We start from the raw sequence: 15,488 nt of genomic DNA, 5'->3' as shown, positions 1-15,488 counted from the left end.
TGCCGGATGAAGACATCTTAAAATCTGCATTCTGGCTGTTTTCTTCCAGGATGATCGTGGGTCATGACTAGTTGCCAGACCTGGATATCCCTTGCCCTGAAGGCTCCTGCGCAAGAAAGCAGGTAGTACTCCCACATTCTTTTGAATCGCTTATCGTACTTTGGATTATTCTTGCTCAAGTCGGGCCATGTCTGCTGGAAGTTGTTGTTCCAGGCCATGAGGGTCTTGTCGTAATTCGGACCCAGATTGTGAACATCTTCAATTATGAACAGTCCTTCTATGGATTTGGATATCTGCATTATTGAAGGCAACATGCCGTTGGGAAAAATATACTTGGTGATCCAAGGATCACAGCTTCGTTTGGATCTGTTGGCTCCTATGGTATGAAGAAGGAATATTCCTTCTTTTTTCAGGCAGTCATGGACAACCTTCATAAAAGTCCGGTAATTCTTGTGACCTACATGCTCAAACATGCCAACGGAAACAATCTTTTCATACTGGCCTGTTATGAAACGATAGTCCTGATCTTTGAACTTTACGGGCAGCTCTTTGCAGAATTTTCGGGCATGGTTCAGTTGGCGACTGGAGATATTGACTCCTGTTCCCTGGCAGGCATGACGTTCAGTTATGTGCTTGAGAAGTCCCCCCCAGCCGCAGCCTATGTCCAGCAAATGGTCTTTTTGCTGGAGGTTGAGCTTGCTGGAGATTAACTGAAGTTTATTATGCTGGGCTTCGTTCAGGTCTTGCGTGTCTTGAAAAAAAGCACAACTGTATTGAAGATAGGGGTCCAGAAAGGAAAAAAACAGGTCGTTTCCCAAGTCATAGTGTTTCTCAGCTATGATCCTGCTGCGCATAATTGTTTGCAGGTTGAATAGCATGCCTGGCAGAAGCTTGAGCAGATATCTGAGCCTTTTTGGAGTATTGTGGTGCAAACCTGCCTGCAGCAACTTGAAAAACATAACATCCAGTCTTTTACAATCCCACCAACCGTCCATGTAAGATTTTCCCAGTCCAAGGTTTCTTTGGTTGTAGACACGTTTGTACCAGCGTTCATCATGAACCTGGATATCCCAGGGATTGGGGCCGTTGACTAGGACGCCTGCGTTTCCAAGCAGCGTTTTTACAGTCTTTGCTGCCATGATTTTGCTCCTTGATACAGCTAGTAGAGTCTCTTGAAGATGGGCTGCTTTATTTACCTAGCTAGTTTTATTAACAGGAAATGGGTCATTCAGGGGAACGACTCCTGACTCATCCCAGGCAGAATGGCTTAACGGAAACTGAAGGTTCCCAGAGGTCCGTTGTCTACGGTGCTGTTGAACAGGGTGTGTTTCAGGGCAGAAATCTCTTCAGGAAGGTAGCGTCCATACATTTTAATGGGCAGCTCAGGAATGAATACAGTGGGTGATGAGGCAAGGGTGAGCAGGTATTCAATGAGATAGCCGGCATTTTGCCCCAGCGGGCCGCTGTACGCCTGCCTGTGACGCATCCTTAGAATCCTCAGTTCATGGATGGAGCGGCCAAACTCAGCCTCCATCAGCTCTTCAGGAGTTGTCAGAATAAGTTCCACCTGAACAGTTGATTCGCCTTGATCAATATATTCCAGAGCCTGCCTGCGGACCTTGTCCGGGTCTAGTCCGCGCATTCGGGTAAAGTTCCAGTCTGCAGCTTCGAGACGGGCTTTCAGGTCTTTTGGTTCTGGCAGGTCTATGTTCATCAGGAGGTTGACAGCGTTATATTCTCCTTCATGTCTTTCAATCTCTACAACCTGAATTCCCTGTTCAGAGTCCAACAATTCAGGAATCCTCTCGATGGTTTCCTGTCCCGCAACCATCTTGAATCCGACTATGTCATTAACAATCATGGCCTGGGGATCAATTCTGACCATTTTATCTCTGAATCTTCGGGCAATGTTTTCCTCGGCAGCCACGAAATCTTCCTGCATTGCTTCTGGAGAGCTGATCAGTCCACTAAGGGGAACCCCTGCATCCATTGCCCTTTGTCCAGCCAGTCGGGTGGCTTCGGCCTGAATTTCTTTAAACAGGGCATCCACCAGCCTGAAGGACACTTTTTCCGCAACTCTGGACAGTCTCTTGATTCTTGCTATGGCCACCAGGCGGGAGTCCCTGTCCAGGATGATCCGGGCATTAACAGGCAGGTATGGAAAGTAGTACTTGGGGTTTTCCTGAAAATTTTTGGCCAGCTCATCTGTGCGTGGCGTCCTGACCGGAAGGTGGGAAATGATTTGTTCCCTTAGGGCAGATTTCTGTTGCACCTGCATAGTGCTGAAGGGTCCGCTGAATACCCGGCCCAGAAAAGAGAAGATGTGTTCTGCGGCAAGGGTTGAAATGGCACTCTCATAGACGAATATCTTGGTTATCCGTTCTCCGTCCCGGGGATGAAAGTCATCGTTCATCCAGCTAAGGGTCAGGTCAAAGAGTTCCTGTCGATGGGCCATTACAGTCAGATACATGCTGTTTCCTTGTGATATTGGGATTCTTTTTCATGAGTATTTCCAACCTAAGGTTATGACGGTTTATTTTCAAGGATTAATTTTTTCTCTTGGAAAAACAAAGGCTGCATGGGGGATAAAGAAGCATTTAAACCCCATGCAGCCTTTGTTGAGGGCTGACTAAGTATCCTCGGCTGTACGTTGAGATGCCTTGATCCAGTCAGAGCAGATGATTCCTCACTTTGTTGGAGCCTTCACAGTCCATTGGAAAGTTCGGACCATGAATCTGGCAGATGATTAAGCAGCTCCGGTCGCCGCGATAATATCTCTCAGATACCAGGTGGCAATGCTGAAGTAAATGAGCACGCCACCGATGTCTGCAATGGAGGTAATAAGCGGGGCACTGGCTGTGGCTGGATCCATCTTGAACCTGGTCAGCAAAAAGGGCAGGCTCATGCCCACCAGGCTGCCGAATAAAACTGTCAGGACCATGGTCATGGCCACTACAACAGCTACTTCAGGTCCTGCCCTGAAGATGCCGATGAGTGATACGGCTAATCCCATGGCCAGACCGATTCCAATGGCCACGGATACTTCTTTGCTCAACAGCCGGAACCAGTCCTTGAGCTTGACGTCGCCAATGGCCAGTGCTCTGACCATGAGGGTGGCAGACTGGGATCCAGCATTACCCCCGCTGTCTATGAGCAGGGGCAGGAAAAAGACCAGAGCCACTACAGCCTCAATGGTGTCCTCAAAGTGGGCTATGCCAGCTCCGGAGAAGATGTTCATGAATACCAGAACCAGCAGCCAGGGCAGCCGCTTCTGGATCATGGTCATAAAGCCTGCGTCTTTGAGGCTGACATTGAGATCAGGCAGCTTGTGGGTCATACCCCCGAAACGGTGAAAGTCCTCAGTGGCTTCATCGTCAATGACATCATGAATGTCGTCATATGTCACAATGCCCACCAGGGCCTCATTGCCATTAGTCACAGGAATGGCCAGCAGATCATACTTCTTGATCTTTCTGGCCACCTCTTCTTGATCTTCCTGAACTGTAACTTTGACCGGATCTGGGTGCATCAGCTCTTCAACTTTGACCTCAGGCCTGGCCAGGATGAGTTCACGCAGGGAAACCGTTCCCAGGAGCCTTCGGTGCTGGTCAATTACGTAGGCGTAATAGATTGTTTCCTTGTCAGGAGCCTCCACTCGGAGCTTGTCAATGGCTTCGCCTGCTGTGATATCTTTGGGCAGAGCCGCATATTCTGAGGTCATCAAGGCTCCTGCGGTTCCTTCCTTATATGATTCCAGCTTGACAATATCCTGGCGTTCAGCCCTGGCCAGCAACTGCAAAAGCCTTTGTTTGCGCTCGTCCGGGATGTTGCGGATCATGTCCACCCGGTCGTCGGAGCGCATCTCATTGATGATTTTGCTTAAGACGTCATCAGATAGTTTAAGCAGGATGTTTGTCTGATAGCCAGGATTGACTTCGGCCAGCAGTCTGGACGAGTACTCAGGACCTAGCCTGGACATGACCTCGATTACCTGGTTGATTGGGGCTAATTCAAGGGAATGGGCTAGATCAACCGGATGGATGGAATTGCAGAATTCCAGGAGCAGCTCATCCTGGCCATTTTCAAGGTATTTCCTAATGGTGGAATAGATGTAGGGCTTTTTCATTGTTCTCCTCCGTAAATGAGCCGCCGGGTGGTGAAATGGCGGAGGAGGAGAATCTGCGGATCAGAAGGTGTTATCCGAAGGGCAGGTGTCCTGATCGCCTCTTCACGACAAGGCGGTGCTTGGCTTTATTCAGCCGGTTTGGTTGAATGGCGCTAAGTAAGCGCCAACTACTGCCTTCTTCCATTTTCTGTTTTACTCCATGTTAAGGGTTGTTGAAAAAAAATGAACAGCGGAATAATTAATTGCAGTTGTATGAAACTGTCAAGGATTAAATTGATACCAAGAGTTTTGTTTTGCAACCAATGGAAAAAATCTCAAATTTTTATTGACCAGCATTTTGGAATAAAGCTAAATTTCTTAGTATTAGACAAAATAGGAAGGACGAATTGAGCAGGGGTAAACCCAATGTTACAACCAATAGTCTGATTTTTAAAGGAGGGTCATATGTGGGAATATACCGACAAGGTCAAGGAGCATTTCATCAATCCCAGAAATGCAGGCTCCATTGATGATGCCGATGCCGTGGGCGAGGTAGGCTCCCTGGCCTGCGGAGATGCCCTGAAACTGTTCATTAAACTGGATGATTCCGGCCGGATCAAGGATGCCAGGTTCAAGACCTTTGGCTGTGCAAGCGCCATAGCTTCCAGTTCTGTACTGACTGAAATGCTCAAGGGCAAAACCGTTGAAGAGGCCTCAAAAATAACCAACCGAGATATTGCCAGGGAGCTGGGAGGTCTGCCCAAGGAGAAGATGCACTGTTCAGTCATGGGCCAGCAGGCCCTGGAGGCGGCTTTGAGAAATCTCCAAGGCCTGCCTCCAGTTGTTCAGGACCTGGAAGGTGAAGTGGTCTGCGAATGTTTTGGAGTGACTGAAGAGCAGATCCGAAAGGCTATCCTGGAAAACAGGCTGGACAGCGCTGATGATGTGACCCATTTTACCAAGGCCGGAGGGGGCTGCACTGATTGCCTGCCTGAAATAGAAAGGATTCTGGACGAGCTTAAAGGTCAAAAGCCTGTTCCGGAAAAACCGTCTGCACTAAAGAAACCCCTGACCAACCTGCAGAGAATGCAGCTGGTCACTAAAGTCATTGACGAAGAAATCAGGCCCAGCCTGAAAAAGGATGGAGGAGACATAGACCTGATTGATATCGACAAGACCAAAGTGCTGGTGGCCCTCAGGGGGGCTTGTTCCGGGTGTCCTTCCAGTCAGGTTACTCTCAAGGATTTTGTGGAGAAGAAGCTTAAGGACCGGGTGGATGAAGGGATCTCGGTGGAGGAGGTGGACTCATGAAGACAATCTATCTGGACAATAATGCCACCACCAGAACTGCTCCGGAAGTGATCCAGGAGATGCAGCCTTTTTTCGGCGAATATTACGGAAACCCCTCCAGCATGCACAGTTTCGGAGGATATGTTCAGCAGAAAATAGCCCTGGCCAGAGAAAGGGTTGGAGCAGGGCTGGGGTGTCTGCCTGAAGAAGTAGTCTTTACTTCCGGGGGAACAGAAGCCGACAACGCTGCCATTTTTTCTGCAGTCCAGGCTCAGCCGGATAAAAAGCACCTTGTCACCACCAGGGTGGAACACCCGGCTGTGCTTAGTACTATGAAGTACCTGGAAGGTAAGGGATATCGGATCACTTACCTGGGAGTGGATCAGGAAGGCAGACTGGACATGGATGAATATATTGACAGCCTGCAACCGGAAACGGCCCTGGTTTCAGTAATGTATGCCAACAATGAGACAGGAGTAATTTTCCCCGTCCCGGAAATGGCAGCCGCTGCCAGGGACAGGGGAATTCTGTTTCACACCGATGCTGTCCAGGCCATGGGCAAGATATCCATGTCTCTTAATGATTTGCCTGTTGACTACCTTGTTCTGTCGGGTCACAAGATCCATGGTCCTAAAGGAGTGGGGGCCCTGTATGTCCGGAAAAAGTCCCCGTTCAGACCATATATCATGGGCGGTCATCAGGAAAGGGGACGCAGAGCCGGGACTGAAAACACCACCGGCATCATCGGCCTGGGTAAGGCCATGGAACTGGCCATGACCCATTTGGAGTCAGGGAACAAAAAGATGGCCGATTTAAGGGACAGGCTGGAGCAGGAACTGCTCAAATCGGTTCCAAGGTCAAGGGTCAATGGTGAAAACGTCAACCGCCTGCCCAACACCCTGAATATCTCCTTTAGTTATGTTGAAGGGGAAGCCATCCTGCTCCTGCTGGATCAGGATGGAATTTGCGCCAGTTCAGGTTCGGCCTGTACATCAGGGAGCCTGGAGCCGTCCCATGTTCTCAGGGCCATGGGAGTGCCCTTCACCCATGTTCATGGTTCCATCAGGTTCAGTTTAAGCAGGTATACAACCGACCAGGAAATCGACCTGGTCCTGGACAGACTGCCCAGGATAATTCAGAGACTTAGAGATATGTCTCCATTTTCAGCCGGTAATGAGCCAGTTCTTCCAAACAAGAAATGAGCAAGTCAGGGGAGTGATGATGAAGATTTACAAAAATATGTGTGAACTGGTGGGTCGGACTCCGCTGGTATATCTGAACAGGGTGTCCAATGGATGCCGGGCTGGAGTGGCAGTCAAGCTGGAGGCCTTTAACCCGTGTTTTTCAGTCAAGGACCGCATCGGACTAAATATGATTGTGGCTGCTGAAAAAGAAGGATTGTTGAAACCGGACAGCGTGATCATCGAAGCTACCAGCGGCAATACAGGAATAGCCCTGGCCTTTGTCTGTGCGGTCCGGGGGTACGATCTTATTTTGACTATGCCGGAAAGCATGAGCAGGGAAAGAAGAGATCTGCTCAAAGGGTTCGGGGCCAGGCTGGTTCTGACTCCTGCGGCTGAAGGGATGAAAGGAGCGGTGGACAGGGCCAGGGAGATTCTGGCTGATACCCTCAATGGGTTCATGCCGGCACAGTTTGACAATCCGGCCAATCCTGAGGTTCATTACAATACCACCGGTCCAGAAATCTGGGAAGACACCGATGGCCGGGTGGATATTTTTGTCGCCGGGGTTGGCACTGGAGGGACAGTTACCGGAGCCGGCACTTTTCTGAAGGAGAAAAAATCATGGTTAAAGGTAGTGGCAGTGGAACCGGCAAGCTCTGCGGTCCTGTCCGGAGGAAGCCCTGGTCCTCACTCAATCCAGGGGATCGGGGCCGGATTCATTCCGGGAATCCTCAATACGGATATTCTTGATGAAGTCATTCAGGTGACCAATGAACAGGCCATGACCATGGCCAAAAGGCTTATTCAGGAAGAGGGGATCCTGTGCGGTATTTCTTCCGGGGCCATTGTTCATGGTGCTCTGGAACTGGCCAGGAAAAAAGAGAACCAGGGTAAGCTCGTCACATGTATTGTCTGTGATACAGGAGAAAGGTATTTGAGTACTGAACTTTTCAAAGGCTGATCCAGGCGGTTTTTTCTGTTGTAAAGTCTCAACCCCCAGAAGAATGGTGAAGCATGCCTGACAAATTTTTAGATTCGAGAAAAAAGAATATGGTCCAGGAGAGCAAAAGACAGCAAATCATGGATCAGGTTATCAGTGAACTTGGTAATCCTGACTCTTACCGAGAGGTTTATTACAGTCCAGAACATGGCCAGCCCATGCCGTCAATCCAGGCCCTGTCCGAGATCATGGATGTCCTCAAGTCGGTTTTGTTTCCAGGATATTTTGGCAATTCTGAAATATCTCCGGCAGCCATGCCCTATTATCTTGGTTCGGGGATTGACCGGGTCTACAAGATGCTGGGTGACCAGATCCGGCGGGGCTACTGTTTTTTGTGTCATCTGAACGGTCAGGACTCATGTGAAGACTGTGATGATATGGCCATGAACCTGGCTGGCGAATTTATTTCTGTTCTGCCCAGGATCAGGTCTTTTCTGGCCAGGGACGTGAAGGCGGCCTATGAAGGGGATCCGGCAGCTAAAAGTCTGGGGGAAATCATTTTCTGCTATCCCAGCATCCTGGCCCTGATTCATTACCGGGTTGCCCATGAGCTTTATCACTTGGGAGTAGACCTCATACCCAGGATTATTTCAGAGATGGCCCATTCCAAAACAGGTATTGATATTCATCCGGGAGCGGAAATCGGGTCAGACTTCTTCATAGATCATGGGACAGGTACGGTTATCGGGGAGACCTGCATCATCGGTAATAATGTCAGGTTGTATCAGGGAGTGACCCTGGGGGCTAAGAGTTTTCCCAAGGACGAGTCCGGCAGGCTGGTCAAGGGAATGCCCAGGCATCCGATTGTGGAAGACAAAGTGATTATCTATTCTGGAGCCACTATACTGGGCCGGGTGACCATTGGTCAGGGGTCGGTGATCGGCGGGAATGTCTGGCTGACCCAAAGTGTTCCCGCCGGAACCATGCTTGTCCAGGAGCTGACAAGAACTGACTCCGGAAGATCCGGTTAGACTTATGGGCTCTGGCGGACCCAGCTAGTTTGGGAATAGTTTACTGCTGTAACAATAATTTTAAGGCGATGTGACCGGATCGTAACATGTTCAGTGTACCAAGATAGGGTATTCATATTTTGTAACATTATTCAAAAAACCGGGTTGCAAAGCCTTCAGGGGCGGTTGGATGAAGAAAAGTAAAGTGCTGGTAATTGAAGATGAAGAGGATATCCAGAATCTGCTGCTTATGAATCTGGAATCAGCCGGATACAGGGTCCTGGTTACGGATAACGGCTATGACGGCCTGCGCATTGCCCAGGAGGAAATGCCGGAGGTTATTTTGCTGGATCTGATGCTTCCGCACATGGACGGACTGGAGGTCTGCCGGAGATTGAAAAGCAGTGCCAAGCTGAAGCACATCAAAGTGATCATGGTGACGGCCAAAGGAGAGGAAGTCGACAGGATCGTCGGCTTTGAACTGGGTGCTGACGACTATGTGGTCAAGCCTTTCAGTGTCAGGGAGCTTATGCTGAGGATCAAGGCCATCATCAGACGGGAGGGTGATGGTGAAGCAAACACCAAACAGATCTGGAAGCATGAAGGTCTGGAATTTGATTTTGCTGCCATGCAGTTCAGGCTTGACGGGAAAAACATCAATCTTACAGCAACTGAACTCAAGCTTCTGGCTGAATTCATTCAGAACCAGGGCAAGGTTCTGTCCAGGGAATATCTTTTGAATCATGTCTGGGGATATGAGTTTGACGGCTATGCCAGGACTGTTGATACCCACATCAGAAGACTTCGGGTCAAACTGGGCAGATATGCCGATATAATTGTCACTTCCAGAGGCCTGGGGTATAAATTCAATCCTGATTAATTGGGTTCAGCATGACAGGCTGAGGTGGGTACTCTTGACCACAGCCAAGGTGGACTCCAGCTGCCGGCAGCCAGGTAGCTGAAAAAGAGTTCCATATTCCTTGGAGCATATGCCCAAAAGCTTCGGCTGTATGGAAGCGCGTTTTTCTGGGGCCGGGCAAGCTGGGGTTTTTCATCAGGCTGTTATCCAGGTTGTTTATGAAAATGAAAAATAGATATTCCCTGAAAATTAAACTCATCATCTCTTTTTGGGTTGTACTGGTCATAGCCCTGGCCATTCCGTCCTATTACTTCATGAACACAGTGGAGGAGGAGGTCAAAAAGGAGACAATCAAAAGCGTTTCAGACAGGATGTCCATACTTGTGTGGTCGTTGTCCAACAATGAATCTGAGAATCTGTCCCTGCTGGATGAAGTCATCAAGGAAATCGGTGAAACCGGCCAGGACAGGATCAGCATCATTAATCTGGAAGGTGTAGTTCTGGCTGATTCAATGGTCCCCTTTGACCAGGTCGGCCGGATAGAGAGCCACAGGGCAAGAGAAGAATTTGTCAACGCCCTGAGTCATGGGGATGGATACAGTGTCAGGCACAGCTCCACTGTGGATCGGCATCTTATTTACTATGCCCGGAAAGTTGATCTGGAACCGGTGGGTGAAGTGGTGCTGCGAATGGCCACCCCATATGCTACCATGGATTCCTTTTTTGAGCGGGTCAGCACCGGACTATGGCAGATGGTTCTGTTGTCCCTTGTTTTCAGCGGGCTGCTTGTTTTTCTGCTGGTCAGAAAGCTTACGACCAAGTTTCAGCCTATGATCAGCCTGGCCCAGGCCATTGGCAGGGGGGATTATCAGAAAAGGATAACCAGCTCTCCGGGTCGGGAGTTTGATCCTTTGGTGGAGGCCATCAATGAAATGGCCAGAAGTATTGAAAGTAATATCGAAGTGGTTTCCCTCCAGAAAATGGAATTGCAGACCATTCTGAACGGCCTGAATGATTCCCTGGCCGCCCTGGACAATACAGGACGGATCATGAGCTTTAACCAGGCCTTCAAAGATACTTTCAGCCACTACAATCATTACTTCGGCAAGCGGCCCATTGAGATGTTTCATAACAGTCAGCTGCAGGAGTGCTGCAACCAGGTCTTAAGCAGCCATGAAGTCAGGACCCAGAGCCTGGAAATAGAGTTCAAGGGCAGACACTATGACGTGAATATAGTTTCACCCGAAGATCGCAAAATGATTGGGGCTATCCTGGTTTTTCACGATATAACCAATATCAAGCGACTGGAAAACATTCGCAAGGACTTTGTTGCCAATGCCTCCCATGAACTGCGTACTCCTCTGACCTCCATTAAGGGTTATACCGAGACCTTGCTGGAGAACAGAGATATCCTGGAGAAAAAGGGAAACGAGTTTTTGGGGGTGATTATCAAGAACACCAACAACATGATCAGGCTCCTGGATGATATCCTGCAGCTTTCCAAGATTGAATCCGAACCGGAAAAGATCGTGGTTAAAAGTATTGCCATCAAGCCGGTGGTGGAAAAGTCGTGGACCAACTGCAGGCATTACATCCAGGACAAAAGTGTCAGTTTTATAACTGATCTGGATGATGAATGCGCCAGAGTAATGGGAGAGCCGGAATACCTGGGGCATGTTTTTCAGAACCTTATTGAAAACAGCATAAAGTTTGTACCTGATGACGGACAGATAAGGGTTGTCTGCAGGACCAGCAAAGATAAAGTTCACATTGGTGTCATGGATAATGGCCCAGGCATACCAAGAGATGAGCAGCAGAGGGTGTTTGAAAGGTTCTACCGGGTCAAAAAATTCAAGGGTAAAGTTAAAGGAACCGGTCTTGGTCTGGCCATCTGCAGGAATATCATCCGGAACATGGGTGGAGAAATCTGGGTTGAAAGCCCTGTTTCCGGAAGAAAAGACGGCTGTGTCATTTGGTTCTCTCTTCCAAAAGCAATATAAGCCAGAACAACATTATTAATTAATCAGGAGTATACCATGTCTCACTTAATACAGGAATTGGACAGGCTGAACATGAAGGTCATGCAGATGGTGGTTCAGACCGAGCAGGCCCTGAGCAAGACGGTCAATGCCTTCTCCAGGATGAACGCTGACCTGGCTCAGGAAGTGGTGGACAATGACAAGAAGATCAACGAACTTGAGGTCCAGGTCTATGACCTGTGCATGAGGCTCCTGGCTTTGGAGCAGCCTGTGGCCAGGGATCTGCGCTTCATCCTGGGCTGCATGCGCATGAGCGTGGATTTGGAAAGGATTGGGGACGAGTCGGCCAATATTGCCGATGCAACAATTTTCCTGAGCCTTAATCCACCCATGGAGTTCTACGACAAGATTCTGCTCATGGGCCAGAAAAGCTATGACATGCTTCAGGAGGCCATTATAGCCTTTTCCTCTCCGGATGTGGACAAGGCAGTGGATGTCTGCAGGATGGATTTTGAGGTGGATGAGCTCAACTCAGCTGTTCTTAAGGACATCATCAAACATATGTCCGAGCAGAGTCAGACCATTGAGCCCTGCGTCCAGAGTATCAATGTGGCCCGCAGGTTTGAGCGGATTGCGGATATGGCCACCAATATCGCTGAGACTACCATGTTCATTGTCAAAGGGACCAGCCTCAAGCATACCTGTCAGTTTGACGACCGGGTCTAGAGAGCATGTTTTTCCAGGGACATTAGTCTCTGAAGCACGTATCTTTGGTTTTTTCCAGTTCCATCTGCATGAAATCAGGCAATAACCATCCAAAAGAACACAAAAAAGGGATTCCGGTTTAACCGGAATCCCTTTTTTGATTTTCTTAATGTCCAGTGCTTGTCCCCTGGATCAACCATATCTTCCAGTAATGTAATCCTCAGTGCTTTTCTGTTCCGGATTGGTGAACAGAGTAATGGTATCCCTGAATTCAATGAGTTCGCCAAGGTACATGTAGGCGGTGTAATCCGAAACCCTGGCTGCCTGTTGCATGTTGTGGGTAACAATGATTATGGTGTATTTGTCTTTGAGCTTGTGAATCAGCTCTTCGATTTTGGCCGTGGAAATAGGATCAAGGGCTGAGCAGGGTTCATCCAGAAGAATGACCTCAGGCTCAATAGCAATGGCCCTGGCAATGACCAGCCTCTGCTGCTGTCCGCCGGACAGGCCAAGAGCGCTTTTGTCCAGCCGATCCTTGACCTCGTCCCACAAAGCTGCCCCTCTGAGAGATTTTTCCACAACTTCAGTCAGAGTTTTCTTGTTTCTGACTCCCTGCAGTCTCAGGCCATAGGCGATGTTTTCAAATATGGACTTGGGAAATGGGTTCGGTTTTTGAAAGACCATCCCAATCCTTCTGCGCAGTTCAGCCACATCAACAGATGATTCGTATATGTCCTTCCCATACATGAGAATTTTTCCATCCACCCGGCAGATATCAATGAGATCGTTGAGCCGGTTGAAACATCTAAGCAAGGTCGACTTGCCGCAGCCACTGGGCCCGATAAAGGCTGTGACTCTTTTGGTGGGAATTTTCAAGTTGATAGCTTTTAGAGCCTTTTCCTGACCATAAAAAAGATCAAGGTTCTCAACCTCCAGACAGATCTCTTCCTTGTCCAGATCCATTTTCTGGAACTGCTTGTCGCTATCATGAAAGAGCATGCCGGCTGGGGCTGATGGCGGTCCTGAAGCTGTTGCAAACATTATCCACTCCAAAAATTGTTATTGGTTAGCCAGTTGGCCCAGAGGGTCATACTGGTAGTTCAGAACAATTTGATTACAAACATAATGTTACAGATAGATGACGATGAAATGTCTTTTCAGAGAAGATGGTTCCAGGGTTGTGTGATATGTGAAGGATATGATTTTTGACACAAACATTCGAATTAAATGGATCTTACTTCGGGTTCATCACTTTGCCAGTTTAGGTCAGGATCAATGAAGATACAAAATGTAACAAACTGGGAAAACAAAATGGCCAGTGCAGGTCAATTCTCTTGCTTTTCCATTCTATCTATATGTAATTATTCGAAATATACATTTGAAGCCTTTGTAACTGTTTTATAACAGTGGAGACATATATCTGTCGCAATTTATGGATAAAAAAGCACCTATGCAAATTCATGAGAACAAAACCTTAATGGAGATCAAAACGGAGGATTTTATGAAAAGAGGACTGATTCTGGTTATTTTTTTGCTTGGTGTATGTCTGAGTGCGGTTCCGGCCCTGGCCAAGCAGCTGAGTATTAATGGTTCCACTACAGTGCTGCCCATTGCTCAGGAAGTGGCTGAAGCCTATATGAAGGACAATCCAGGCATCAATATTTCCATTGCCGGGACCGGGTCTGGAAACGGAATCAAGGCTGTCATTGACGGCATGACTGATATCGGCATGTCTTCCCGCTGGATCAGGGACAATGAAGTGAAAAACGCTTTTGACAACGGTATCTATGTTGTCCCCTTTGCCATTGCCTTGGACGCCATTATTCCAGTGGTTCATCCCAATAATCCGGTTGGCGAACTCACTGGTGAGCAGCTCAGAGGAATCTACAACGGCAGTATCACCAACTGGAGCCAGGTCGGCGGGCAGGACAGGCCTATTGTTTCCATTTCCAGGGATTCTTCCTCTGGTACTTACGGTGTCTGGGTTGACGTTGTCCTGAAGGGTGACAGAGTAAGCCCCAGGACCCAGCTTCTGCCTTCCAATGGAGCCATAGTCCAGGCAGTAACCGGAAACCAGAACGCCATCGGATATGTGGGAATCGGATACCTCACTGACAATTTGAAGCCCATAACCCTTGATGGGGTTGCTCCCACTTATGAAAATGCCGCTTCAGGTGCTTTCCCGGTATCCAGGACCCTTTGGCTGTTCACCGACAACTGGCCTCAGGGTGAAACTCTCAAATTCATGAACTACATGCTGCATCCTGAGAAGGGACAGCCCCTGGTCAAAAAGGCAGGCTACGTACCTTTGTACTAGATTCCAGCATTTTGCTTCATCTGAGCGGGGTCTTTTGGGGACCCCGCTTTTCCTCTTTATGCAGAAAAAACTGAATTCAAAACTCAAACAGTTGTTATCCAGTGGTGAAGTATGGGATTAAATAGTCGAGCTCGAGAGTATCTTATTCACATTTTCTTTTTGCTGATCGGAGCAAGCGGAATCATAGTTCTGGCTTTGATTCTGCTTTTTTTGATTATGGAAGGGCTGCCGATTTTCAACGTGGTTTCGGTCAAGGATTTTATATTTGGCAGTGACTGGTATCCAACCTATTTTCCGCCTGACTACGGAATATTTCCTCTGATAATCGGCTCGCTCAGTGTTGTAGCCCTTTCCTCACTTATTGCCATACCCCTTGGGATTGGCAGTGCTTTTTACCTTGCTGAAATAGCTCATCCCAAGGTCAGGGGTGTGATTAAGCCCATTGTTGAGCTTATTGAGGGTCTGCCAACAGTTGTCATAGGTTTTTTTGGAATGGTTGTTGTTGCTCCCTTTCTTCAGCAGCATTTTAATATCGCAACCGGGCTTAATGTGCTCAATGCTTCGGTCATGCTGGCCTTTATGGCCGTGCCGACCATTACCAGTATATCAGAAGACGCTATTTACAGTGTACCAAGGCACATGAAAGAAGGGTCCATGGCTCTGGGCGCAACCCATTGGGAAACCATTTACCGGGTGATCTTTCCAGCATCCATGACCGGCATTTCTACAGCGGTTATCCTGGGTATTGCCAGGGCCATTGGCGAAACCATGGTGGTTTTGATGGTGGCAGGGGGGGCAGCCATGATCCCGGAATCAATATTTGATCCAGTGCGGCCCATGCCGGCCAACATTGCCGCAGAAATGGGCAATGCTCCGTTCAGGAGCGATCACTACCATGCCCTGTTTGCCATTGGTCTTGTGCTTTTTGTGTTCACCTTCATGTTTAATCTGCTGGCCGGCTACCTGGCCCAGAAGCACAAGCAGGTGGGCGCAGCAAGCCTGTAGGGATGGTTTTGGACTCAATTCCAGGAGAACGGTCCATTCCAGAAATAATATTTGATTTGTCCAGAACAACAAGAAGAACAAACGACAACAAAAG

At 48.5% G+C, this 15,488-nt stretch carries 13 protein-coding genes; 9 read left to right on the top strand and 4 right to left on the bottom strand.

Annotated elements, in window-relative coordinates:
- Positions 1 to 17 precede the first annotated feature (17 nt).
- The 3 genes from cfa to mgtE all read right to left on the bottom strand — a co-directional run bounded on the left by cfa (position 18) and on the right by mgtE (position 4,126).
- On the bottom strand, positions 18 to 1,139 hold the full coding sequence (gene cfa / locus P771_RS0113185) for a cyclopropane fatty acyl phospholipid synthase (RefSeq protein ID WP_035244622.1): 1,122 nt from the start codon (positions 1,137 to 1,139) through the stop codon (positions 18 to 20).
- A 128-nt stretch (positions 1,140 to 1,267) separates the two neighbouring features.
- A complete protein-coding gene (locus P771_RS0113180; protein WP_028575503.1) occupies positions 1,268 to 2,470 on the bottom strand; it encodes a hypothetical protein in 1,203 nt (400 codons plus the stop codon).
- A 276-nt stretch (positions 2,471 to 2,746) separates the two neighbouring features.
- Entirely contained in the window at positions 2,747 to 4,126 is a 1,380-nt protein-coding gene (gene mgtE, locus P771_RS0113170) for a magnesium transporter (RefSeq protein ID WP_028575502.1), read from the bottom strand.
- 444 nt (positions 4,127 to 4,570) lie between these two features.
- Between mgtE and nifU the strand changes: the two genes are divergently transcribed.
- The 7 genes from nifU to phoU all read left to right on the top strand — a co-directional run bounded on the left by nifU (position 4,571) and on the right by phoU (position 12,093).
- Complete coding sequence (gene nifU / locus P771_RS0113165) at positions 4,571 to 5,416, top strand: Fe-S cluster assembly protein NifU (RefSeq protein ID WP_028575501.1); 846 nt, start codon at positions 4,571 to 4,573, stop codon at positions 5,414 to 5,416.
- A complete protein-coding gene (nifS, locus tag P771_RS0113160) occupies positions 5,413 to 6,597 on the top strand; it encodes a cysteine desulfurase NifS (RefSeq protein ID WP_028575500.1) in 1,185 nt (394 codons plus the stop codon). Before nifU ends, nifS begins: the two co-directional genes overlap by 4 nt.
- Before the next feature lie 19 nt (positions 6,598 to 6,616).
- A complete protein-coding gene (cysK, locus tag P771_RS0113155) occupies positions 6,617 to 7,540 on the top strand; it encodes a cysteine synthase A (protein WP_028575499.1) in 924 nt (307 codons plus the stop codon).
- A gap of 89 nt (positions 7,541 to 7,629) precedes the next feature.
- Entirely contained in the window at positions 7,630 to 8,550 is a 921-nt protein-coding gene (epsC, locus tag P771_RS0113150) for a serine O-acetyltransferase EpsC (RefSeq protein WP_028575498.1), read from the top strand.
- A gap of 169 nt (positions 8,551 to 8,719) precedes the next feature.
- Positions 8,720 to 9,409 (top strand): response regulator transcription factor, encoded by a 690-nt coding sequence (locus tag P771_RS0113145; RefSeq protein WP_028575497.1) that lies wholly within the window; start codon positions 8,720 to 8,722, stop codon positions 9,407 to 9,409.
- 203 nt (positions 9,410 to 9,612) lie between these two features.
- Positions 9,613 to 11,388 carry a sensor histidine kinase gene (locus tag P771_RS0113130; RefSeq protein WP_161635982.1) on the top strand — a complete coding sequence of 592 codons (1,776 nt, stop codon included), beginning with the start codon at positions 9,613 to 9,615 and terminating at the stop codon, positions 11,386 to 11,388.
- A gap of 36 nt (positions 11,389 to 11,424) precedes the next feature.
- Positions 11,425 to 12,093 (top strand): phosphate signaling complex protein PhoU, encoded by a 669-nt coding sequence (gene phoU / locus P771_RS0113125; RefSeq protein WP_028575495.1) that lies wholly within the window; start codon positions 11,425 to 11,427, stop codon positions 12,091 to 12,093.
- A gap of 171 nt (positions 12,094 to 12,264) precedes the next feature.
- Here the strand turns inward: phoU and pstB are convergent, their stop codons facing one another.
- Positions 12,265 to 13,035, bottom strand: coding sequence for a phosphate ABC transporter ATP-binding protein PstB (gene pstB / locus P771_RS0113115; protein WP_279614518.1), 771 nt, complete (start codon positions 13,033 to 13,035; stop codon positions 12,265 to 12,267).
- A 538-nt stretch (positions 13,036 to 13,573) separates the two neighbouring features.
- On the opposite strand from pstB, the gene P771_RS0113110 reads away from it, so the two are divergent.
- Entirely contained in the window at positions 13,574 to 14,389 is an 816-nt protein-coding gene (locus P771_RS0113110) for a PstS family phosphate ABC transporter substrate-binding protein (RefSeq protein WP_028575493.1), read from the top strand.
- Positions 14,390 to 14,500: 111 nt separating this feature from the next.
- Entirely contained in the window at positions 14,501 to 15,394 is an 894-nt protein-coding gene (gene pstC, locus P771_RS0113105; RefSeq protein WP_028575492.1) for a phosphate ABC transporter permease subunit PstC, read from the top strand.
- Positions 15,395 to 15,488 lie beyond the last annotated feature (94 nt).

This window comes from Desulfonatronovibrio hydrogenovorans DSM 9292 (assembly GCF_000686525.1).
GTDB lineage: Bacteria > Desulfobacterota > Desulfovibrionia > Desulfovibrionales > Desulfonatronovibrionaceae > Desulfonatronovibrio > Desulfonatronovibrio hydrogenovorans.
Note: the sequence above shows the minus strand (reverse complement) of the source record. Positions and strands in the feature narration are given on the sequence as shown.